The 25,202-nt window shown below is 58.6% G+C and carries 4 protein-coding genes; 3 read left to right on the top strand and 1 reads right to left on the bottom strand.

Annotation, left to right across the window (positions count from 1 at the left end; genetic code table 11):
* Positions 1–96 precede the first annotated feature (96 nt).
* Positions 97–1,197: an ABC transporter substrate-binding protein gene (locus WJU23_RS09900; protein ID WP_346332397.1), complete on the bottom strand. Its 1,101-nt coding sequence runs from the start codon at positions 1,195–1,197 to the stop codon at positions 97–99.
* A gap of 386 nt (positions 1,198–1,583) precedes the next feature.
* On the opposite strand from WJU23_RS09900, the gene vccB reads away from it, so the two are divergent.
* The 3 genes from vccB (at position 1,584) to vccA (ending at position 25,189) form a co-directional block, all read left to right on the top strand.
* Positions 1,584–2,117: a Verru_Chthon cassette protein B gene (gene vccB / locus WJU23_RS09895; protein WP_346332396.1), complete on the top strand. Its 534-nt coding sequence runs from the start codon at positions 1,584–1,586 to the stop codon at positions 2,115–2,117.
* Positions 2,118–2,199: 82 nt separating this feature from the next.
* Complete coding sequence (locus tag WJU23_RS09890; protein ID WP_346332395.1) at positions 2,200–19,830, top strand: autotransporter-associated beta strand repeat-containing protein; 17,631 nt, start codon at positions 2,200–2,202, stop codon at positions 19,828–19,830.
* A 148-nt stretch (positions 19,831–19,978) separates the two neighbouring features.
* Entirely contained in the window at positions 19,979–25,189 is a 5,211-nt protein-coding gene (gene vccA, locus WJU23_RS09885) for a Verru_Chthon cassette protein A (RefSeq protein ID WP_346332394.1), read from the top strand.
* The last annotated feature ends 13 nt before the right edge of the window (positions 25,190–25,202 follow it).

The raw sequence follows: 25,202 nt of genomic DNA, 5'->3' as shown, positions 1-25,202 counted from the left end.
GGTCAGAAAGACGGAATTAATGACGCGTTTCACTCAGTTAATTCAATCCAAATGGTGGGGTCCAGGACTCTCAAAAACTCAATGTTGTCCCAATGCTCAGGGATTGACGGTTTCCACAAACTTGAACTTGCCGTCTTTGACCTGCAAAATGACGGCGGATTTCACGGCATCCCGGTTTTCATCGATGGTGACCTTGCCGGTGACGGCTTCGAATTCCTTCGTCGCGGCCAGGGCATCGCGGAGCTTCGCTGGCTCGGTGGTTTCGGCGCGCTTAATCGCATCCACCAGGAAATAGACGGAGTCATAACCGAGGGCGGCCATGCAGTCTGGCACCTTGCCATTGAATTCCTTTTTATAGGCTTCGACAAAGGCGGTCACCTTGGGGGAAGCGGCATCGGCGGCGTAGTGGGTGGAGAAGTAATGGCCTTCGACGGCGTCACCACCCAGCTCGACGAGTTTTTCGCTTTCCCAGCCGTCGCCACCGATGAGGGGGACATTCAGGCCGAGCTGTTTGGCCTGGATGCAGATGAGGGCGACATCGGTGTAGTAACCGGGGATGAAGACGGCATCCGGGGCGGAGGACTTGATGGCGGTGAGCTGACCTTTGAAGTCTTTGTCGCCGCCGTTAAAGTCGAGTTCCGAGACGATCTGGCCGCCGGTTTTGACGAAGCCTTCTTTGAAGAATTTGGCCAGGCCTTTGCTGTAATCGCTTTTCACATCCGTGAAGACGGCGACTTTTTTGGCCTTCAGCGTATTGGCCGCGAAGTTGGCCATGACGGTGCCCTGAAAGGGGTCAATGAAACAGACGCGGAAGATGTAGTCGCCCGTTTCCGTGACCTTCGGATTTGTGGAGGCCGGGGTGATCATCGGAATACCGTTTTCCTGGCAGATGGGCGCGGCTTCGAGGGAGCGGCTGGAGGCGACCTCGCCCAGGATGGCGACGACACCGTCCTTGGAGATGAGCTTGTTCACCACGTTGGCAGGCTCGCCCGCTTTGGACTGGTCGTCCTCGGTCCTCAGCTCAAGCTGTTTGCCCAGCACACCGCCTGCGGTGTTGATTTCCTTGATGGCGAGCAGGGTGCCTTCGTGGGAAGAGGTGCCGAAGGTGGCTTCCTTGCCGGTCAGGGAGGCGAATTCACCGATCAGGATGGTGTCCCCGCCGCTTTTGTTACATCCGGTGACGCCTGCAAGAAGCATCCCGAGCGATCCTAGAATAAAAAACTGGCGTGTTAGCATCTGCATTTTGCCTTTCTAGCAGCCTGCATACCATGGGCAAGAGGAAAAAAAGACAGGAAGATCAGGATTCGCGAATGGGAATGAAGGGGGAGAGGAATGAATGGCTGCGTTTTTGCTCCAAACCCTTCTCTTTTTCTGACCCGGAGGTTTCTGTCAGTATTGCAAAAAAGCAGGCTCCAAGGCGAAGTTTTGGACTTGGCTTGACTCTTAATGAGACGAAATATCAAAAGATGCCTTCTGAGATTTGGTATTTACCATGTATTTGAATTGACGGTACATCCGCTGGTACGCTATTCTGAACATAATCTTGAAAATATCGTCTTAATCTCAGCCGGAACTTCAAAACCATGAACATCTCCCTCTCCAATTTACGTCGGCATTCCTCCCGCTGCGGCTTTTCTCTTGTGGAAGTGGTGCTTGCAACGGGCATCATGGCGCTGGGGGTGGTGACCATCCTGGGTCTGCTGCCGCATGGTCTGGAGCTGACACGCAAGACGGCCAATGAACAGGCTGAAACCCGGATTGTGGACCAGATTGTAGGGGAGTTGCAGACAATGAACTGGGCCAGCATGACGGTGGGGCAGCCGCAGATCCGATATTTTGACGACCAGGGCCTGGAACTGATGCAGCCCAATGGCGACAGTTTCAAGATGCTGTTGAACTATGTTGTGCAGGTCAACATTCCTGAACTGGACGTCAAGTTGCCCACCAACGATGGTGACGGCCGCAGGCAGACTAATCAAAACCTAAGGAGGGTGATGATTAAAATGATCTCGGCACCGCTGCCTGAATTCGACTTCGATGATCCGAACACGACGGTCCCCATCAAGAGCTTTACCCAACTGATCGCCAATGCCGGGCTTGTGACCGACCAGCCTTGACGTTTTTCCAGCCATTCCCCCCATCTCCTGCGCCTGAAAACGGGAAGCAGGTCAGACCTTCCATCTTTAGCTTTTTCCAATTATGAATACCAACCCCCCCAACCCCGGAGTGAGCGCTGTGCATGCGGCGGTCAGACTGGCGACGTGCGTCAGCGTTGTCCTGCTAGGACAGCCTTTCGCCGCGATGGGCCAGGTGCCCACCAGCATTGACGCCTCATCCAGGTCCAATGCGGATGTTTCCTGGGAGACGGGCATGGTGAACTACAGCCAGACGACGATTGCGCAGGCGACCGCGACTGCCGCCCGTACGGGAACGGTGGTGACGTCTCTGACGCTGACGAACGCCGGGGCGAATTATACCCCTGGCTCACAGCCGACCGTGCGGTTCACCGGCGGAGGAGCCGGCAGCGGCGCTACAGCGACAGCGACGGTGGGGGCGGACGGGAAGATTGCGACCCTGACTCTGACCAATGGCGGTTCAGGCTACACATCGAATCCGACGGTTGAAATCGCAGCGGCGCCAGGGGGCATCGGCTCATCCATCCGTTTTAACAATGACATCACCGGCAACCGCACGCTGACTCTGGATGGCAACCGCACCGTCGGCCGGATGATCTTGGGGGATTTGAACACTTCCAACCGCTACACCATCGCCCAGGGTTCAGGCGGCAGTCTGATTTTTAACAATGCCGGCAACGGCGGCGGTGCCTTCCTGAGCAAGTTCACGGGGAACCTGGACACGATCAGTGCGCCGATCACCCTGAATGACCGGCTTAACGTCCGGATCACGACCAACCGGATTGTCATGAGCAACACGATCACCGGGAACGGCAACAAGCTGACCAGCTATGGTAACGGCATCCTGGAACTGACAGGGGACAATACGAATTCCAACTTCCACCTGCACTTGTGGAACAAGGGAGTTAACAATGCGAATCCGCAGGTGCTGTTGAATGCAGAAACTGGTAATGCGGCCGGCGGCAACATCACCATCGGCAATGCCTCCCGCGGCACTTCCGGCCATGCCGTCCTGCAGCTAAATGCGGGCCGGGATAACCTGGACCAGATCAGCGACACGGCGACGGTGATGTTTGACAGCTTTGCCGGCAGCGGAAGAAACAACTATTTCAAGCTGATGGGCGGGGACGAAACTGTAGGCCGGATTGTGGATCTGGGAAGCCTGGCGGTCATCGAAAACCGTGAAGGTGAGTCCGTCGGTACCGGGGCCCGGCTGACCATTGCCGGGGCAGGGAATTCTTATGTGTCCGGCTTCATCCGTGACAATACCGGCGGGGCGACCGCCCAGGCGGATGCGGATGGCATTAACCCTGGTAACAATGCGCTGGGCCTGACCATGAACGGTGCAGGCACACTCTTCCTGAGCGGCGGCAACATCAGTTTTACCGGCGGGATGACGATCGGATCGAACAGCACGGTGAACATGCGGCAGACGACCAACTTCCGCAGTGACATCATTAATAACGGCACGCTGATCATGGACACAGGAACCCTGGGCGTGAACAGCATATGGAATTTCCGGAAGACGTTTGCGGCAGCAACTGAAGCGAATCCGAAAAACTTGAACATTTCCGGTGGCGGGAGCCTGATCAAAACAGGGCAGGCAAACCTGAACCTGACGAACACCAATCTTGGCGGATCCTTGTCCGTTCAGAATGGTACGCTCAACCTTTATGGAACTGACGCCACCACCTATTTTGGTGCTGGTGTCACCGTGGGCGGCGATGCTGGCTTGGCCAGAAATCTTAATTTTTACGGCCTTGCCACCATCGGCGGGGGCGGGCTCAATGCCGTCGGAAGGTTCAATTTCACCAACAGCGCCATCAGGGTGCAGAGCGCGGTGTATTCCGCAGGAGACCAGGAGCCGTCCTTTGCACAGGACGGGGTGCTGACGATGAACGGTGACATGCATCTCACCTACATGGATCTGCGCCTGGGCGGGACCATCACCATCACCAAAACCTCAGGGGCGGCGGTGAGCAACAATACCCGTGTGACCGTAACGGAGAGCAGCAATATCCTGGCAGGCATGCGCGTGGAGTCCACCGCCATTCCCCAGTCCCTTCAACCGGTGATAGTCATGGCGGTTGATCCAGAAACGCGGGTGGTGACACTGGATAAAAATGTGAATATTCCGGCAGGTACCGCCCTTAGATTTCTTTATGACAGCCATTCCAGCGGGGTGCTGGCCAGTGGCGGGGCGGGGGGAGTGCAGAACATAACGCTCGTCAGCCGGCCGGGGGCGATCGGTGCGGCGACCACCAGCGGTGCTCTTTACCTGGATAACAACGAGTTCTCCAACAATACGGACCGGGTGCCGGATACCACGTCCATCACTCTGAATGGCGGGCAGATTGAGCTGATCAATGATGCATCAAGGTTTGTCTTCGCAGAGCGGCTGGGGGCGGTGACCTTGAACCAGGGGAACTCCCGGCTGACGGTGTATCGTTCAGCGGATTCGGCTCAAGGCCAGCCGGCCAGCTCCACGCTGACGCTGGCCTCCCTGACGCGTTCCTACGGCACGACGGTGGATTTTGCCGCCCGGCAGTTGCTTAATGACGTGAACACCGTGGTGACGAGCGAGTCCCTGGGCTTGAATGCCCGCAGCCGCATTTTGGTGGATGGCGGGCTGGCCATGAAAAACGGCATCGTTGGCGGCTGGGCCTATGCCGACTATGAGTTTGTCAAATACAACACCCTCAACGGTGTGACCCCGCTTTTAGCCAGTGATTATGAGACCGCCACACCTGCGGGACTCTCCTCAACGGCTCCTTCCACGAACTGGACCTACACCCGCAATGTAAAGGCGGGGGCGGTCAGCACCGCCACCACATCGGTGACCGGCAAGGTCGCCGTGAACTCTTTTAACATCCGGGCTGGTACGGATGTTCCGGGCAACCGCACGGTGACACTGTCGGCCAACGCCGTTCTTTCCATTGAATCCGGCGGGCTTCTGTCCAGCAACGGCAACAACACCATCAACGGGAACGGCACATCCGGTTATGTGACGGTGGGGACCCCCAAAAATACACCGGCAGAACTGTTTGTGACGGTCGGTACACCGAAGACGAACAACAATGCGAGTGTGCTGACGATGAACTCGGCCATCCGGGACTTTATCCATACCCAGACGGCGGCAGGTGTGACGATGCCGAGCGGCTCCAACACCATGACGGTGCCTGCCAACCTGTATGTCATGCTGATGGTCGGGATGGAGGTTAGGCACACCAATCTTCCGTCGGGAACCGTGATTACGGCCATCAACCGGTCGGCGTCCGGCGGCACGACCATCACGCTGTCCAATGCCCCCACGGTGGCGGTGAGCTCCGGAGCGGGTGCCAACAGGGTGGAGTTTCTAGGCGGCAGCGTGGGACTGACCAAGTCGGGTCCGGGAACGCTCCTGCTTTCCACCACGCATATCAATGATTACACAGGGCCGACCATCATCAACAACGGCATTCTCAGCCTGCGCACGGATAACAACCTGGGCGCGGCTCCGGACGCCTTTGTGTCCAACCATCTGCAACTGAACGGCGGCACGCTGCAATTCCGCCGCGAGGCGGTTCCCGGTGTGCTGGGGGACCTGAATCTCCGTGAATCTGACTTCAAATTCAGTTTCACGGATGGCAACCGAGGAATCTCTGTGGGCGAGTCAGGCGGCCGGCTGGAGGTGGGGCATGTTAACCCCAACCCCTATTATACCTTGAATGCGGCGGGAACGGCGACAACGGCCAACGTTGTGCTGGATGTGAACATCACCAACGCCATTGACGCCCAGGGGCTGCTGGAACTGGCGGTACGCGGCAGCCCGAACCTGCCAAACGGGGAATTTAACAAGCTGGTTCTGGGAACGGTGAGCTCCACCAACAGCTACCGGGGCGGGATCAAGACTGAAGGAACATTCGAAGGGATGATTACCATCAATGGCAACAACTTCATCAACGGGCTGCTGATGGAAGGCGCCCGGATGACGATCGCGCACGACAATGACTTTAGCGGCCCGATCCGGCTGCAAGCCGGCCAGCTGACATTGAACGGTAGCAATACCTACAACGGACAGCCCAACTTCACTGAGACCATTCTGGTGGGTTCGGCAGCATCCACCGGCATTCTGACGCTCGGCACAAACTCGGCTCTGGGCACGCAGGGTTTCAAAATCAACCTGGGGAACACTTCACAATTGCGGCTGATGGGTACGAACCAGACCTTGCTGAGCATTGCAGGTGAGGGCAACTCCATCATCAGCAACTTCTACAGCCGCCCTGCCGGGACTCCGGCAACCATGGACCGTCCTTCGGTCCTGACGGTGGATCTGGCAGTGAATGAAATTTACAACGGTGTGTTGAACAACGGGGGAACCAGCCGGCTGGAGCTGGTGAAAACCGGTGAGGGGAGACTGTCACTGACCAATGCGGGCAGCGGTTTCAGCGGCAAGGTGAGCATCCTGCAGGGCATGGTGAATGTGAACTCGATCGCCCGTACCGGCACTTCCTCATCGCTGGGCCGCGGGGTGACGGGGGCAGCCAGTGAGATCTTGATTGATGGTGGAGGGCTGTCCTTCACCCCTACGGGGCTGCAGACGACGGACCGTTCATTCACCATGGGCGCCGGGACGGAGGCCGCCATCCTGGTGGCCCTGGGGACAACCCAGGCTTCACGGGTGATCATCGGTGAAGATATCACGACGAACCGCGGTGCGGTGAATGAGACCCGCAGGGTGAGCAGTCCGGTCGGCTTTTCTGGGGACGGTGCGCGCACGCTGACCCTGAGCGGCGTCAACCTCGGCGACAATGAGTTCCGCCTGCAGCTTTCTGACAAATCAGTGTCTGAGCCGACTTCCCTGATGAAAATGGGTCCAGGGGTCTGGGCTCTGGGCGCGGCCTCCGACTACAGCGGGCAGACAACGCTCCAGGAGGGTGTCCTGGCCATTCTGAGCAATAACACCCTGGGCACAACGGCCATCCCCACTACGGTGAACACCACCACGAGCACGCTGACGGGAAACCTTCCGAACGGAGTGGCCGTCTCCTTTCCGAGATTTGTGGGGACCCGTCTGCCAGGCGGCATTATTGAAGACCGGGAATATTTTGTGGTGGAATCAGACTCTGAATCCCTGACTTTCAGGGTGGCCGAAACCCGCGGTGGTGACCCGATCAGCCTGTTTGACCTGCCCTCCGGCCCGCCGGTGAATGTGAGGATGGTTCCGAATATCCAGACGGAAGCCTCCACGGTGGCCAATGCGGCTACAGACACTTTCACAGGCAACCTGGCCAATGGTACCGCGGTGGTGTTTGGCTATCAGGTGCCGCTGAGGAACAAAAATTCAAACACGGTCATTACCACTGTCCTGCCTGGGGGGATTTCCGCCACTGAGATCTATTATGTCGTCGAGGCCACTGGCACCGAGTTCAAGGTATCCACCAGCCTGGAGGATCCCACCCCCGTAAATCTGACAACCAACTCAATCGGGCCGATTTATTATCAGACTGCGCCGGTGGGCAATACCTCACACGGGATCAATCTGGTGGGGGGACGCCTGGACCTGCGGGATGTGGACTACATGACCCCGGAAACAATTACCTTCCAGGGCGGCGCACTGTCGCTTCCAGAGGCCACAAATGCACGCTGGGCGGGCAACTGGAACGTCCAGGCCAACAGTGTGCTGACCATAGCTGCGGGCTCTGAGCTGGTGATGGACGGCAACCTTCTCGGCACCCGGGCGCTCACACAGCTCGGCGAGGGGACCATCAGACTGCGCGGTGAATCCATCATGCCGACCCAGCCAAATACGACCGGTAATGAGGGGGATAACAACCGCCGCAACTACACCCTGCAGGCGGGCACATTGATTCTGGACTACACGCTAAACAACAATTCGAAACTGGTGGACAGCTCAGCCCTGGTCCTGGGTGGCGGACGCCGCGGGGGTGATCTCATCCTCCAGGGCGGCAGCCATGAAGAGGTGGTGAGCAGCACGACCGTGGCCACGGGGGCCAGCAGGATATTCCGTTTGAATGACGGCGGAACCAGCAACATCCGGCTTAACAGCGTCTCGCGGCAGATCGGCGCCAGCCTCTATTTTGACCTGGCCCGCATCGCCACCGTCAACAACCTGAACACCCCAGGCGGTATTTTGGGCGGCTGGGCCATCATCCGTGAGGCGGTGACTCCGGCCACCTATGTCATTCCAGGGACAGTGAGCCGCAATTTTGTTGTGGATGTGGAATCCGACGTCTTGGCCGTCCCGACGCCAGTTCCATTCAATCCCGTCCAGGCAGTGCATTATCTGGTGGATGGCACGCCAGTGCGGCTGACCACGACCGGCACCCTGCCTGCGCCTTTGGTGACGGGCCAGACCTATTACGTGGTGGCTGCGGGAAATACGACCTTCAAGCTTTCTGCCACGCTGAATGGTGCGCCTTTGGATCTTCTAGATGCCGGCAGCCCAGGGCCGGACAACCAGCATACGGTGTCCACCTACCAGCCTAAGCGCACTTCGCCAGCCTCGATTCTGTTCACAGCCAATCAGAACACCTTCCCTGGGGCCATGGGCAATGGCAGGTTCATCATTCAGATCACAAGACTGAATACTTCGGGGAATATCTCCAGTGTGCGAACTACGGACCCGATAACAGAGGTGCTTACCTATAACATTCAAACCACCAATACGGTGAACAGCGCCAGTGCGATTGTGGCTCATGTGAATTTAGATATTAATGTGGCCAATTTGTTCAGCGCCCGGATTTCATCCCCTGATAACACACCAGATACAGGCAATGTGGCTCCGGGGGCTCTGAATGGAGGCAGCAATGACAATGGCAACCAGGGGCTGACCTGGGCAATGAACGGGAGCAACACACCAGACGGCTGGGTGCAGACGTTTTCGGATTATTCTTCCAATACCTGGACTCGTGACCGGAACACCGATGTGAGACCGGTGCTGCTTGACGGCACGTTTGCGCCCATTGATCCAACGGGCAATGAAGCCTATTCTCTGCGCTTTGCCAGCAATGCGCCGGGGGTGGTGAACCTGAGCCGTGACGAGGCCTACACCCTGCAGAGCGGTGCGATCCTGGTGTCGCCGACGGTGGGACAAAATGATTCCAGCATCCTGGGACAGGGGACTCTGACGACAGAGAATTCCGGGAACATTGGAGGCTTCCTTGTCCACCAGTACAACGAGTTGGGGGATCTGGTCATCGGGGTGAACCTCGCGAACCGTGCTGAAATCATCCGCTCCGGCCGGTTGACGAGCGGCGATGCGCGGATTTTGAGTGCGATGGATTTTGCCTCCAGCTCACCCGCCCTTCCCGAGGGCGATCCTCAAGAACTCATTGGAGCGACGGTCACCGTAGTCTCCGGGACCAATCATCTTCCGGCCGGCACCGTCGTGGAATCTATTCTTCCAGAAGGAGACGGTGTCCGGCTGAGCAATGCAACGACTGGCGGTGACGTGCGTACGCAACTGCGGTTTACCAAAGGTGCAGATGTTTACCTGATCTTCGCTACCCAGCAGAGTGCAACCACGCAGAACCGGATCAACGGGATTGTCAATGCAGACGGGGTGATGACCACGGCAGACATTTATCTGGGCATGCCAGTGGTGGGGCCTGGGATTCCTGCCGGGGCGGTGGTGGATTTCATCCCGGACACGGGCACGGACATCCGCATCAATACCAACCACTTCAACAACGGGATTTACAGCACCTTCAAGCTGATCCCGACTTTGGGTCTGGACAAGCTCGGCGGCGGTACGCTGGTGCTGAGCGGGGAGAACACCTACACGGGCATCACCTTCCTGGCGGACGGTGTGATCCGTGCGCTGAAGCTGACGGATGGCGGGGTGGCGGGGAGCCTGGGGGCGTCCTCGGTGGCCAATGCCAACCTCAATTTTAACGGCGGCACGCTGCAATACACGGGTGAGAACACCTCGACGAACCGCGGCATGACGATCAGTGACTTTGCCCGCATCAACATCGGCCATGAGAAGACGACGGCGGTGTTCAGCGGGGGCATTTCCCTTTCGGGAACCATCGGGGCGGCTGACCGTCTTGAAAAGACCGGATCAGGCACCCTGGAGATGCGCGGATCTGCCAGTCTGAATGAACTTGCGGTCCTGGAAGGCAAGCTGCGGGTGCAGGTGGTGGACCTGAATGCGCTGCCCCAGACCACCTCGGCCTCCGGCCTAGCGGTGAACGGGCTGGCAAGCGTCCGCATGGGAGGCGGGACCCTGGAAATGCGCGGGCTGCCGGAAGCAGACGCAACCCAGAACTTTGGCGGCACCATGTTTCTGGACGAGGGCAGCTCCACGATACGGGCTGTCAGTGTCGAAGGTTTCAATTCCAACAATCTCAGCCTCGGGGCACTGCCCCGCGCCACCAGCCTGATCCTGATGGGCGGTGAAGAAACGGCGACGGTCCAGCGTGCATCCGGCGGGACGGTGCTTTTTGTGGAGTCCCCCGAGGCGAATGCCGGTACTGCGGGCATCTTCCTGAACACGGCGACGACGCAGCGGGCCAGGATTCTGCCCTGGGCTGTGTATGAGGATACGTCCAATGCGCTCCGTCCTGGTGTGAATGACTTTGCAGTGGTTTCCCTCACCACAGGTGGGATCCAGGCTTCAGACCTTCTGCAACTGCACCAGATCAATGACCTGGTGATGAATGCCAACAACTGGGGCGTGAATGAGCCCGGCAGGTTCCTGAACGCCTCTGAGGGCGGCATCTTTGCGGTGAGCCTGTTTTCAGGCGTGACCGCTACTGCGGGAAGCCCGCAGCTGGTGGTCAACCCGCAGGAGATCGTGTCTTTCAACGAACTGCGGCTGGGCATGCGGGTCTCCGGCCTGGGCATCCCTGCGGATACGGTGATTGCGGCTCTGGACACGAGCAACCTGATCATCACCTTGAACAATCCGGTCGAGGAGAGCTCCACGAACGGATCGTATTTCTTCCAGCAGGAGCGCACATTCTTTGGAACCATCGGCTCCAGCAATCCGGGGGACGCCAGTTATGGAGAGAACCGTGAGATCAACACCCTGCGTTATGCGAGTGCGGTGGACAGCACGATTGAAGTCTCTGAAGGCAGCACCCTGACATTTGTGAGCGGGGCGATCCTGGTGGGCAGCAGCACGCGGGGGGGAGCCAAGAGCATCCTGGGCGGCGGCAACATCACCAGCCAGTCTGCCGCAGGTCTGGGGACGGACTTTGTGGTGCATAATTACAATCCGGTGGCCCCCTTCACCATCGGGGCCAACATTGTGGACAATGTGCTGCAGTCCTTCTATTCGGCCAACGGAACGCCGCCCACGGCTGTCGGAACCGTGGTGGCCGGGCAGGCGCTGATCGTCATGCCAGAAGCAGCGTTTACCCTGACCGACCTCATCCATGAAGGCATGGAGGTGACGGGTTTTGGACTGCCTGAGGGCACGTTTGTGACCGGCAAGTTCCAAAACCAGATCATGCTTTCCAAGGCCGCTGAGAGCAGCGGGACCGGGCAGCTCTATACGTTCTACTCTACCACCAGCTTTGTGCAGACCGGTACGGGAACGACGATTCTCTCGGGCAGCAATTTGTATTCGGGTAAGACGTTTGTCCACGGGGGGGTCCTGCGTCTGGATTCTGCCATGGCCGTTCCTGGTGGCATCAAGGCGGATGCTGAGGAAGAGGACTCCAGCCACATGGTGGTGAAGGGCGGGGTGGTCGGACTGGGTTTTGAAGACTTCACCCGTTTCCTGGGCACGGGCGAGAGCCAGATCGAATTCAAGGGCAGCGGCGGTTTTGCGGCCTATGGGGCAGACCGGCTGGTGGATTTTGGAGCTGAGGGGGTGGCACGGCGGATCCGTTTTGGCAATGACGGCTTTGTGACGGACGGCTCCAGCCTTGTGCTGGGCGCGGTGGACGCGACCCACAAGGTGACGATGGTCAATTCCATTGACCTGGGCAGCTTCAGCCAGGCGATCCGGGTGGACAATGGTCCGGCCGACATTGAAGGGGAGCTTTCAGGTGTTCTTTACGGGGTGGGCAAGCTGATCAAATTTGGCATGGGCAGCCTGCGCCTGAGCGGGCAGAACCAGCATACCGGCGGCATTGACATTGCCGATGGCCGTCTGGTCGTGGCAGATGTGCCGGATGCCCTGGGCCTGGGCGACGGGCGGGTGACACTGGGCACCAGCTATACCAACACCTCGGCGACTTCCGCAATCGAACTGACGTTTGAAGGCGGATCCATCAACAAGGACATCGTCATCGGCAATGTCAATGCGCGCACTACGGACTGGGTGGTGCGCAAAGAGGTGGGCGGTCCGGGAGGCAATGACGGGACGCATTCTTCCATGATCCTGGTGAACGGGAATCCTGCGATCGCCTATTATGATCCGGTGGATCAAAACTTGAAGTTTGTCCGGGCCAACGATCCGCGCGGTGTCACCTGGCTGCCGCCGGTGACCCTGGCAGACCGTGGCAATGTGGGCCAGTATCCGTCACTGGCCATCATCAACAACAATCCTGCGGTGACTTACTATGATGCGACCAATGGCACGCTCTGCTATGTCCGTGCCAATGACATCAGCGGTGTGGTCTGGGGGGTGCCGGTGATTGCGGATGCGGATCCCGTGAGTGCCGTGGCCCTGCAGCCGGCGGATGGCAAGATCATCATCGGGGGTACCTTCGTCGAGTTTGACGGGGTGACCCGGACCCGCCTGGCGCGGCTTCTGCCCAACGGCACGGTGGACCCGTCCTTCAGCCCGTCTGTGGACGGGGAGGTGCGTGACATTGTGGTCTTGAGCGATAACACTATCGTCATCGGCGGCAACTTTGAGAGGGTCAACAACACTGTGAGAAACAACATCGCCCGTCTGACCAGCGACGGTACCCTGACTTCCTACAACCCAAATGCGAACGGTGTCGTCAATACCCTGGTGGTGGTGCCCGCCGGCATGGAGCATGCAGGGAAGATCCTGGTCGGCGGTGCCTTTACGAACATCGGTGGATCAGGACGCGGTCGGCTGGCCAGGCTGAACAATGACGGCACTGCGGATACGACCTTGACCAACCCAAGTGCGAACGGTGAGGTTTTTGCCATCGCCCTGGAATCTGACGGGGACATCCTTATGGGCGGGTCTTTCACATCGGTGCGCGGTTCTGAGCGCAACCGTCTCGCCCGGATCTCTGCGACGGGTGCCCTGGATACGTTCAATCCGAATGCCAACGGAACCGTCCGGGCGATCGTGGTGACGGAAGACAGCATCTATGTGGGCGGGGCTTTTGCCACCCTCACCGGTACGGGCAGCACCGCCACGGTGACCCGTAACCGGCTGGCACGTCTGGACCTGGCCGGTGTTGTGGACAAAGACTACGCCATTGAAGTGAATGCTGAGGTGCGCGGGATGAGGCGCCTGGAAGTGAATGGAAAGATCGCGCTGTATGGCGTGTTCACGCAGGTCGGCCAGACCCCCATCAACTCTCTGGCACGTTTGAACGCGGACGGTGAGCTGGATGTGACCTTCGTGCCAAATCCGGACTATGAAGTGAAGGATGTGGTGGAGCAGCCGGACGGCATGCTGGTCGTAGGCGGTCTGTTCAGCCGTTTGAGCGGCGCGACCCAGCATTTCGCAGGGCGTGTGGACCTGGGCGGAAGTGCGGATCTCTCTTTCGCCCGCAAGGTGAATGACCGCGGGCAGTATTCATCGCTGACGGCTGTGGCGGCTTTCCCTGCGGTGTCCTATCATGATTCGGTCAGAGGCAATGTGCGTTACAGCCGTGCCGCCAATATCAGCGGAACGGTGTGGGGAGACTCCATGGCAGTGCTGACCCCCGGTAACAATGGACGCAACAGCGTGATGCGCGTGGCCAACATCGGGGGTGACCTGGTGGTCAAGAACCCGGACAATGACACGATCACCGTGTCCAACCCCCGTGCGATCAACGGCACCCCGGCCATTGCGTACTTTGACCCCACCTCCGACAGCCTGAAATATGTGCTGTCCAGCAATGCTCTTGGCACGGACTGGAGCCGGCCGGTGGTGGTGGATGCTAATGGCAATGTGGGCAGCCATCTTTCGATGGAACTGGTCAACGGCTTCCCGGCCATTGCCTATTATAACAGCAGCGAGGGTGACCTTCAGTATATCCGGGCAACCAATACTGCAGGCATGACCAACAACCTGCGCACTCCGGACGGAAGTCCGCGTGTCATCGGGACGGCGGCCGTGCAATATGATCCTGCGTGGGGCGTTCCGCAGAAGGTGGATACCAATGGGACGGTGGGGCAGTATCCAAGCCTGACCTTGATCAAAGACAAGTCTCCCCTGGCGGTCATTACGCCGGCGATTGCCTATTATGACCTCGGCGGAGGCAACCTCAAGTATGTGCGGGCCACCAATGCCAACGGGGAGGGCACCGCAATTCCTTTAGTTCCGGGCTGGGGCACGCCGGTGACGGTGCAATCTGCCGGCAACGTGGGGCAATATGCCCAGCTGGTGATCACCGAAGGCGTGCCTGGCATGAGCTACTACGACCAGACGGAAGACACGCTGAAGTTTGTGCATTTTTCAGAGGCGGCGGGCTACTCCAAAATGGCTGCGGCGGGCGACACAGTCCTGGAAGGGAACATTGACCTGATGGGATCGCTGCTGTTTGCACCGGAGGCTGGCACGTTGCTGACCCTGAACGGGGCACTGACCGGCAGCGGAGGCTTCCGTCTTATTTCGGAAGGGTCCCTGCTCATCAACAGCTCTGACAACCAGTTTGGCTCCGCTTACAGCGGTGACGAGTCTCCGGTGACCATCCGGACCGGCAGTTTGCTGCTTGGCAGTGCGACGGCCCTGGGCGGGAACCGGGTGGACCTGGGTGACAGGAGCGGCAATCTGCGGCCTGCAAATCCAGATGCAATCACCGTGCCCATCGCCACCAACGGGACGCGCATGACGCTCGGTGGCGGCCGTTTTGACACGGACCATAACGGACTTGTGGACAATGCCAACGGCACTGGCGCCTTTGTGAATGTCTCCTCCACGGTTGACGGGGTGGCTCATACCCAGGCGGATGCGGGCAAGCTGATTTTGGTGAAGGATGAGGCTGCCAACCCTGGGCGGAACGGTGTTTATCGCATCGTGTATGCGGCCTCCCAGCCTGAGGGCACCATGAACCTGGTGCGTATTGACGAGCTGAATGAACTGGCTGAGTTTGTCTATGGTTTCCAGGTGAATGTGAGCGGGGGCAGTTCTGCAGGCAGGGCGTTCTTCCTGAGCAGTCTGGTGAAGACCGTCAACACCTCTCCGGTGCAATGGTCGGAAGTCCTGACCGTGGACCGTGCGACGACAGGTGTCAGCCTGGTCGCAACAGCAGGGGCTTATGACACTTCCCATAACGGCATTGTGGCCAATGCTGGCGGACCGGGCGCCTTTGTGGCCGTGGACACCGAGATTGACGGCCGCACCTACAGTGTGGAGGATGAGGGAACACTGATCCTGGTGAAGGATGAGCTGAGGCCAGAGTTTAACGGTGTTTACCGCATCCAATATGGGGCAGGGGTGCAGCCGGACGGCACGATGAACTTGGTGCGTGCTGCTGACATGGATGAACTGGCCGAATTCCGCTATGGAATGCAGGTGCGGGTGGCCAATGGCACCTACGCGGGTGAGGCTTTCTTCCTGGCCAGCAAGATTTCGGAGATGAACATTTCCCCGGTGCTGTGGCTCAGCGATGTGCCTGACGGTGATCTGGCCCTGCGCGCCAATGAGAGCGGGATGACCATCACCAGCGTCATTGACCTGAACAGCCGGCTCGGTGCAGGAAACATGGTCCTGGGTGCGGCGGAGTCTCTGCTCAGCGGAACGGTTAATTTTACCGGACCGATCACACTCCAGGACAACCAGGTGGGATTCAGTGAACGGCAGGCTCTGGCTCTGGATTCCAACCTCATGTCGGATTATGGGGTGAACATTACGGGGCTTATCTCCGAGGAGCGCGGCACGGGATCCTCCATCACTCCGGCTGACGTGCTGTCCCTGGTCAAAACCGGGGATGGCGTGGTGACGCTGCGTGGGGCCAATACCTTCCATGGCGGGGTGACGGTGAATGACGGGACGCTGCTGGTCATGAACCAGACGGGCTCCGGCACCGGCACAGGCGCGGTGACGGTGAATGCAGGCGCGGTGCTGGGCGGGATGGGAACCATTACCGGCCCTGTTCTGCTCAATGGCACGGGCAGTGCTCTGGAAACCCGGGCGACGCTGCGGGTTGGAGATCCGAATGTGACCACGGGCACTGAAATCATGACCCTCAGCGGCGGACTGACCGTGGGGCCAAACTCGGTGGTCGAGTTCACCCTTGGCGTGAACAACGTGACCAGGCTGGCTGCAAATTCAGTCTCCGTGACACCCACCGGGCGGCTTCTGGTGGCGTTTGGCGAAGGTTTCACCCCGCTGCTGCAGCAGGCGTTTGATATTTTCGACGGGACCATCAACTTTACTGCGGGCACAGACATCCTGCTCAGTGAATACCTGAAACTGCCGGGTGCCTATGTTTGGGATACTTCGTCTTTTGTTTCTTCAGGTGTGGTACGCGTGACGGGCAATACGGTTCCGGTGTTCATCGTCACGGAGCCTGTGGCTCCGGCGGCAGCACTGAATCCGGGCGAGGCCTACACCCTCCGTGTGGTGGTGGGTGGCAGTCCGCAGTTCCGCTACCAGTGGCAGAAGCGGGTGTCTGGCGGCAGCTTTGTGGATGTCGGCCCGCCGGCGATGGATACGGATCTGACGGAAAGCTCGCTGGTGTTCGCTGCGATCACCGAGGAGGACCAGGGGGAATACCGCGTGCTGGTGACCAACCGGGACGGGTTTGGCTCTACGGAAAGCGACATTGTGTTCATTGATGTCAATGATCCGCCGCTCATCACGACGGCACCAGCCAATCTGACCTTGAATCCAGGCTCAACAGCCACCTTCACAGTCGTGGCTGAAACACCTCCTGGCCTGACAATGACCTACCAATGGCGGCGCGGTACGACACTGCTGAATGACCTGCCGCGTTACAGCGGGGCAAACACGGACACGCTGACCATCACGGATATCGTGGAGGCGGACCAGTCCAGCTTCTACAATGTGGTCATCACGAATGCGGCCGGAGCCACCACCAGCGGCTTTGTCACGCTGGATGTGAACAATCCGATCACGATTACGTCCCAGCCGAAAGATACGGTGGTGAACGATGGTGAGTCCGCCACGGTGGCGGTTTCTGTCGCGGTGGCGACGACGATTCCTGTCACCTACCAGTGGCAGTGGAACCGGGGTGTGGAAGGCGGCGGTTTTGTGGACATCAACGATCCTGGCATTGTCTCCAACACCCGGACGCTGGTCATTCCCGACCTGATGCTGGCCGATTCCGGTTTCAGTGTGCGTGTCAGAGTCTTTAACGTCGTGGGAGATGTGACCAGTGAGCCGGCCACCGTGACGGTGGTGGAAGGCGGTGGGCTGCCGAGGTTCCTGGACCAGCCGGCCTCACAGACGGTGCTGGTGGGCTCCACCCTGCAACTGGTGGTGCGTGTTGGCGGCGATCCGGAAGGACGTGTCATCCAGTGGAAGCGCGGCCGGGCCAATGTGCGCCTGGGGGACATCAAGTCCGCCGGAATGGTCTCCAATGTGTCGGTGAGCGAGGAGGTGGTCAATGGAATCACCACCCGCTCGACCCTGACGATCACCAATATCTCTCCAGCGCTGATGGGTGAATACTCTGCGGTGGCCATCAATGAGGACATCGAGAAAATCAAAGACGGGATCACCAGCGACATCGCCCAGGTGGCTGTGGTGAGCAATGATCCTGAAGCGGTCGTGACCGTGCAGGGGAACGGCAAGGAAAAAGCGGTGATGAGTGTGGTGGTCAAGGCGCCGAAAGGCGTGGAGATCCTTTATGAATGGCTGAAAGACGGCATTCCTATCCAGCTTGATTCTGTGGAAGAAGGCCGGATCACAGGGCTTGGAACCAGCAAGCTGACCATCAGCCAGGTGGTTCCAGAGGACCGCGGTATCTATTCTGTGCGGGTCACCGGCCCCGGGGATGATGACCGCCGCACGGTGGAAGGCGGCACACATGAATTGCGGGTTTACACCGAAGCGCCTCTGCTGCTGCCGGTCGCGTTCCCGCCTGCGATGGTTGGTGCCTTTTTCGAATACCAGATCCCTGCGGACTTTGGTGTGGACGGCTCCCGGAGCCCGGTCACCTATCGTGCCACGGGGCTGCCGCCCGGGCTGAAGCTTGACAGGAAGACGGGCTGGATCCGCGGGGTGCCCACTGTGGCCGTGACGAAGTCGGTGACCATCTCGCTCATCAACAAGATCAAGCCTGTGGCGACGACGGCTCCGAACAATCCGCTGCTGGTGGTGCAGCCTATCCCTGCGGGGGCTGTGGGCATGTTTGCAGGCTGGATTCCACGTCATGAACTCAACGGCGATGTGGGCGGCCGGTTTGACCTGAAAACGACGGCCAAAGGCACCTACACCGGCAAGGTGACCATCGGGCTGAAGGCCTATCCGTTCAAAGGCGTCCTGGATTTGGAGCCTGCGAACCAGGGCGTCCCCGGGGCACCGCCTTCGACGACAGTGACGGTTCTGCGCAAGGGCAAGCCGGTGCAGACGCCAATGACGCTGACGTTTGTGATGAACCCCATCCTGGACCGTCTGGCTTCAGCCAGCCTGACGGCGGACGGCAAGACGGTGAGCTTCACCGCCTGGAGGAATCTCTGGTCGAAGCTGGTGCCTGCCACTCCTTATGTGGGCTACCACACCTTTGCCCTGATGCCGCCGGATGGTCCCGCCAACCTGTGGCCGATGGGTGACAGCTTTGGTTATTTCACCGTAAGGCCGGACGGCAAACTGACCATGGCAGTGAAGATGGCCGATGGCCAGGCCTTCACTGGCGGGCAGTTTGTGGGTCCCCTGGGCGAGATCATGATCTACAAGGTGCTTTACAAGACGGAGACCCGCGGATCTGTGGTCGGGCAGATGAGGCTGAACAAAAACAATGATGCCTCCTTTGCTGACAACTCGCTCAACAGTGTGCCCGCAACAGCCCCGACCTGGCTCCGCCCGGCAGACCCTGCGGCCAAGGCTCCGGTGTATGCGGACGGCTTTGGCCCCATCACACTGACGGTCACAGGCGGCGCCTATGAAGACCCGACCCGGAAATGGCCGGATCCTGAAATTGATCCGAAGTACCCTCTCATCCTGGGCCTGCCCAACGATGTGAACAACAAGGACAATGCGATGATAGCGTTCACCACGGATTCGATCGGCCATATCGGCGGTTCATCGAACCTGCCGACCCGCTACACCGACAGTGAGCCTTACATTTTCAGCACGGATGCCATTGACATCGTCGTGGGCAACAAGGTCATCGTGCCCAAGCCCGGCAGCCTTGACAACCCGTATGAGACGACCCTGAGCGTGACGGCCAAGACCGGCCTGTTCCGGGGCAATCTCAAACTGGAAGGGTATGAGAACGATGAGCTGACGGCCCGCCGGACCAAATACCAGGGAATCATTGTGCTGACGAGTGAAGGGCTGAGAGGGGTTGGCTATTATCTGGCCCCGGACCGCCTGCCCGAGCCCGGTGTGAACAGCAACACTTTCCCAAAAATCTCCAACCAGGTTTATCTGGCGCCTTATACCGCACCTGTGCCAGAGCCTGAAACGACCCCATAAAAGTTGAAGCTCCGGAGAGGTGGCCCTTTCCGGAGCTTTTTATTGCTGAAAAACGGCTGTAATAACGAAGTACATACTGAATGACTTGAAAAGTGTGCAGCTTTCCGATTTAATCGCAAAAAAGAAATAATTTGAACCTCCCACTGCCATGAAACACATCCGCCTCTTTCTTGCCGACGCCCGCCGTCACCAGGGGTTAGCTTTGATCATCGTGCTTTCGATGCTCGCTCTGGCCACGATCGTCATTCTGGCCTTCCTCAGTGTCGCTGACACGGAGCACAAGGCCACGAATGTTTATGCAGCCTCCCAGTCTTCGCGCCGGTTCGCTGACACGGCGGTGAACATGGTGATCGCCCAGATCCGGGCGGGTTCCGCCCGCGAGGTGGCCGGCACGCCGGTGATCCACGCCACCCAGCCTGGGGCGATTCGTAAATATGCGGCCAGCGGTGACTTTCTGGCTGGCTACAAGCTGTTTTCCGACAGTGACATGATCTTCCGGGCCACGGGCTCTTCGCCCAATAACCAGGAGCGTGATTTTGTGAGGAATTCCGAGCCGCCGGCCGACTGGAACCAGGGGCCGAATCTTGCACGCTATGTGGACCTGAACGAGCCTGTGATCAAAGGGGTGGCCTCTGGTGCCGAAACCAATCTGGACCAGGCGCAAATTTTCTTTCCCATCATTGATCCGCGTGCGGGACAGGACATTGATCCGACAGCCCAGGAAACACCGGTGGAAGGCTTTTCCTATGAGCCGACAACGGCTTTGAACGGCAATGCCATCGGTGGTGTGGCGGCAAACCAGGAGATCTCTCCGATTGTCAAGCCGAGCCAGACGACGGCGGGTGCCAACATTGACCAGCTGCGCCTGGCCATGCCGGTGCAATGGCTGTATGTCCTGAAGGATGGAGCGGTTGGCTACCTGAACCAGGAGTTGGAATTCATGGTGCTTAACAACCAGACTGGAGGCCTGGGAGACGGTCCGTCCTCCACGGCAGGCGCCAGCTATGGCGTGCCATCGGAGGATAACCCGATTGTGGGACGGGTGGCTTTCTGGACGGATGATGAAACCTGCAAGGTGAACATCAACACGGCCTCCGAGCCCACCTTTGCGGGCACGCCGATTTATTATCATGAGCGTGACCACCGCTGGGCTGACTATCCGCCGGCCCGCAGTGAATACCAGCGTTTCCCAGGACATCCGGCCACGGTGGCGATCAGCAGTGTTCTGTATCCAAACCCTCTTCAGAATGATACCCGGAGCCTGGAGACCTACGGCCCCAACGGTCCGATTTCGGGTGCCAATCTGCGACGCGCGCTGGATACCAAAGAGCGCATTTATGACCTGATGCCGCGCATTCACACCGGCGGCAGCGTCAGTGGCACGCGGTCATTCGGGTCGGATGACTATGCAGAAGCTTCCGGGGATTCAGCCCTGGCAGAGGCGGTCGCCATCCGTGAAGCCATGTCTGAGCGGCTTTATGCCAGTGTGGACGAGCTGCTGTTTTCCCAAGGGAATGACAGCACGCGCAGAGTATTGAACAACGCGCAGGTGAGCGCCCAGGTGATCCTGTATAACAAGACCACCCTGGAAAGAGCCTCGGCCTTTTTGACGGCCAACAGCCGTGCCAGTGAAATCAATCTTTTCGGCCTTCCCAGAATCGCCATGTGGCCTCTGCCGAGGGACAACAACCGGCGCACCGGATACGACAAGCTCATTGAGTTTTGTTCGCGGGTGGGCACGCAGAACTATATTTTTCAGCGGGAGCATTCCCGCAGTCTTCCACCAAGCGTCAACGGTGCCACGCATGACATTTCTCTTCCCCGCAACCTGGCACTCCTGAACATGCTGGAAAAGATCCTGGAAAACCCCTTCCCAACAGCGACGGACCGTACAGGAACCGCAAACTCCTTTAAACAAAAGCTGGGCAGCCCGATTGGTGGCGGTGCCAGCAACAGCCAGCTGGGGACGGACAATACACGTCAGCTTCTGGTCTCCATGTTTGACTATATCCGCAGCACCAACCTTTATGACAGCTTTTTGGTCCCTCAAAACCGCAATAGCTGGCCGACTCAACAAATTCCCAATAATTCGCAAAGCTGGGAAAACATTTACCAGCAGCGGGAAAACCTGACGGCCGGCTTTAAAACCTATACCCCTGGTTTTGTGAGAGACCAGGCGGGTGCAGCCAACCCATTTGCAGACCGCGCCCTGCCGGGACACGGTCAGGTGACCCCTTCGCAGCATCCAAGCTGGAGAATCGGAGGCCAGAACGGCCCGTCGGTGAGGGGTTTTGGCAGGTTCATCTCCCTCAGCGAAATCGGTCTGCATTTCATTTGTACGGCGGACGGCCAGCCGGATATGTACAGCTGGCGTATTCCGCAGCCGAAAAAGGCAGTCGAAGGTGAGGACCCTCCCGGGGAGAATGATTATGAGATCCCTGCCTGGCCGGGTTCGATTGCTGCGGCAGCTCTCCCGGAAGTTTTTAGCGGCGGGCGGACAGCGCTCATGGTGGATGAAACCGTGATTCAGCAGTTTTCTATCAAACACGATGTGCCTGAAGGATTCGGGGAAAGAATTATCACCAATGCAGCTGCTGAAAACTGGAGATCCACCGGTGGCGAAGGCACCATCAAACAAAGATATTATTCGAACTATCCTCCTTTGGACAGTCTTGACCCAGGAAGGTATGGCACCGTTGGCACGGACTCGCCTGAAAACGCCGGGAAATTTTATTTAAGGCATCCGGGGTATAAACAGGCGAACTGGAACTGGTCGCTGCCTTTCGGCCGTCCTTTGGATCCAGATGAGAAGAACATCCAGGCCATGTTGCATCTGGAGTTCTTCTGTCCGTCGGTGGGTTACACCGAAATCCATCCTGAATTTACTGTCGTCATCACTGGGCAGGACATGAGTAACATCCTGGTCAATGGCGAGGCTATTTTCTCGACCAACACGCCCATCGCCATTCGCAGCAACCAGCCGCTTTACACCACGGATGCGCATCCGGAAATTGGCGGATTTGCCAGCTTCAGGAATGTGGCGCTGGGGCGCCGGGTGGCAGGCCGTGTGAACATGCCTGAGGATGCGGGATACTCTGATTCCGGCGGCTCAGGAAACGTTCATGGGGGTTTGTTCAACCTGGATCTGGTTTCCACATTCTTCAGGGTGAGAAATCATGCAGGGCTGAACTTCAGCTCGCGGGCACCTATCAAGCTGAGAATTTATGACCGCCATGTCCTGGCCACAACCACTGAAACTCCCGTCCAGGAGATTGAAATCCGCTTGCCGCAAGGTACTGCGCCTTCGCCGGATCTCGTCGTGGCACCTTCTTACAAAGTATTTTATGTAAATTCCAGCGGGGCCAACTATAACCACCCGGCGGTGCAGGCCCCGCGGTGGTGGAGCTTCAGCCGTGACGGGGTGCTGAACCGCGGTCTGGGCAATCTGGATGATCCCCAACTTCGGGAAGGCTTTGCTTCTGTCCGCGGACGTTTTTATAACTGGGACGGTTTTTCGATTAACAGTAACACGCAAGCCATTAACTCAATTGCTACGGGTAACGACAAGCAGCGCCTGCCAGGTTCCCGCGCTCTCATCTACACGAAAGATGCCAATACATACAGAGATGTGCAGTTGCAGGATGTGACCGCCATGCGCACTGATCCGGACCTGCGAACCGGCTATGGTCCGCCCAATGGCAGCTCCCCGACATTGGACCACGGAGCAAGCTGGGACCGTCCGTGGCATTATGGCTCTGACGTGGTGCGCACCCTTCAGCCCGCCTATGGGGACGCCAGGCTGATCGCCGCCAAGAGCGTGGTAACCAGTGAGAGCTGGATCCCCCACCGCAACTGGAACAAAGATAATGAATACATGGCGCATAACTTCTCTTCTTATACTTCCGCGACTGAGCCAGGATTTGACCGGGGAGTGCCGACTGTTCAGGTGCCGACGGCTTCAGACAACCGGATGAGGGGCCTGCCTTCCAGGGTCACTGCCGGTGCGGCCCGCAGCCCGGATGCGCCGCATGGTCCAAACGAAGGGGCGGGTGCCACATCCAAACCCGCGTATGCCATCATCCAGCGGTATTATGATTTTGACGACTCCGATACGGGCGGAAGGGTGGGGCCGTTCATCAACAAGGTGGATGAAGGAAACTATTCCGTCGGTGATTTCAGACCCTCTGGCTGGACTGCTGCCAAGACATGGCGTTCAACTTATTTCCGGTCCGGCGGCCAGGGAGCCCGTTATGCCAATGCCATGGGGAATTACTTTACCCCAAACCGCATGGTGCCGTCCCCTGTTATCATGGGGTCTCTGCCGTCGCGAATTTGGGATGCCAATGGAGAGGGTGCCTGGACCAACCTGCTGTTCCGTCCTTATGTGCAGTATCCGACCGGGGCAACGGGTGCGGGATCGGATGCGGCACCACGCCATCCGGGCCAGGAAACTCCGCCGGATCATTATCTGCTGGATCTGTTCTGGATGCCAACGGTGGAGCCGTATGCCATCAGCGAGCCGCTCTCCACAGCTGGCAAGATCAATTTGAACTATCAGATGATGCCGTTCACGCACATCCGCCGGGCCACGGCCCTGCACGCCGCCATGAAGGGGGAATGGATGCAGGCGATGCCCAATGCAGATTATGAGAATTCTAAAAGCGTGAAGGCTAACTGGGGCCCTCAGGGTGCCACACCGCCTGTCTTCAGGGACGAATCCCGGGACAACAACTTCTGGCACCGGTCCATCGCGGTGGACCGTTTCCGCCCGGAGTCGGAACTGTGGTGGCAGCAGAATGCGAACGAGCGCGTGCAGGCCACGTTGCGCCAGTTTGAGGAGCGTTTTAACTTTGGTCTGACCGGAGGCAATCTTCCCGATGGCTATCGCGGCGGTCTTTTCCGCACGGCCTCGCAGATCTGCGAGGTGCACCTGATCCCGAACCGCACGGGAGCCAGCGCTTCCGGGCTCAATGTGACAGCCTCGGACGTGGCCAATTATGTGACCAGGAACACTGCCATGGCGCAATTCTGGGGTGAGCATTGCTCGACCGGGGACAACACCCGTGAAAGGCCGTATGCGAACCTTTATGCGAAGCTGACGACCCGTTCCAATACCTTCAAAGTGCATGTCCGGGCCCAGAGCATCCGCAAGGCGCTGCGCTCCGTGGCAGCCAACACCTTTAATCCTGAAGTGGATGAAATGAGTGCGGAGTTCCGCGGGTCGTTTCTGCTGGAGCGCTACATTGACCAGTCTGACCTGGCCGGTCTGGACTACGCAACTTCGAATCCTTTCAGTCTGAAGGCTTTGGAGAGCTACTACCGCTTCCGGGTCATTGAATCCAAACGCTTCGCTCCTTGACGCATCATTCAAT

The organism is Prosthecobacter sp. SYSU 5D2, from assembly GCF_039655865.1.
Taxonomy (GTDB): Bacteria; Verrucomicrobiota; Verrucomicrobiia; order Verrucomicrobiales; family Verrucomicrobiaceae; genus Prosthecobacter.
Note: the sequence above shows the minus strand (reverse complement) of the source record. Positions and strands in the feature narration are given on the sequence as shown.

What these genes read in the sequence shown, in the direction of transcription:
- WJU23_RS09900 (WP_346332397.1), bottom strand. Translation starts at nt 1,197, where the DNA reads ATGCTTCTTGCAGGCGTCACCGGATGTAACAAAAGCGGCGGGGACACC.
- vccB (WP_346332396.1), top strand. Translation starts at nt 1,584, where the DNA reads ATGAACATCTCCCTCTCCAATTTACGTCGGCATTCCTCCCGCTGCGGC.
- WJU23_RS09890 (WP_346332395.1), top strand. Translation starts at nt 2,200, where the DNA reads ATGAATACCAACCCCCCCAACCCCGGAGTGAGCGCTGTGCATGCGGCG.
- vccA (WP_346332394.1), top strand. Translation starts at nt 19,979, where the DNA reads ATGAAACACATCCGCCTCTTTCTTGCCGACGCCCGCCGTCACCAGGGG.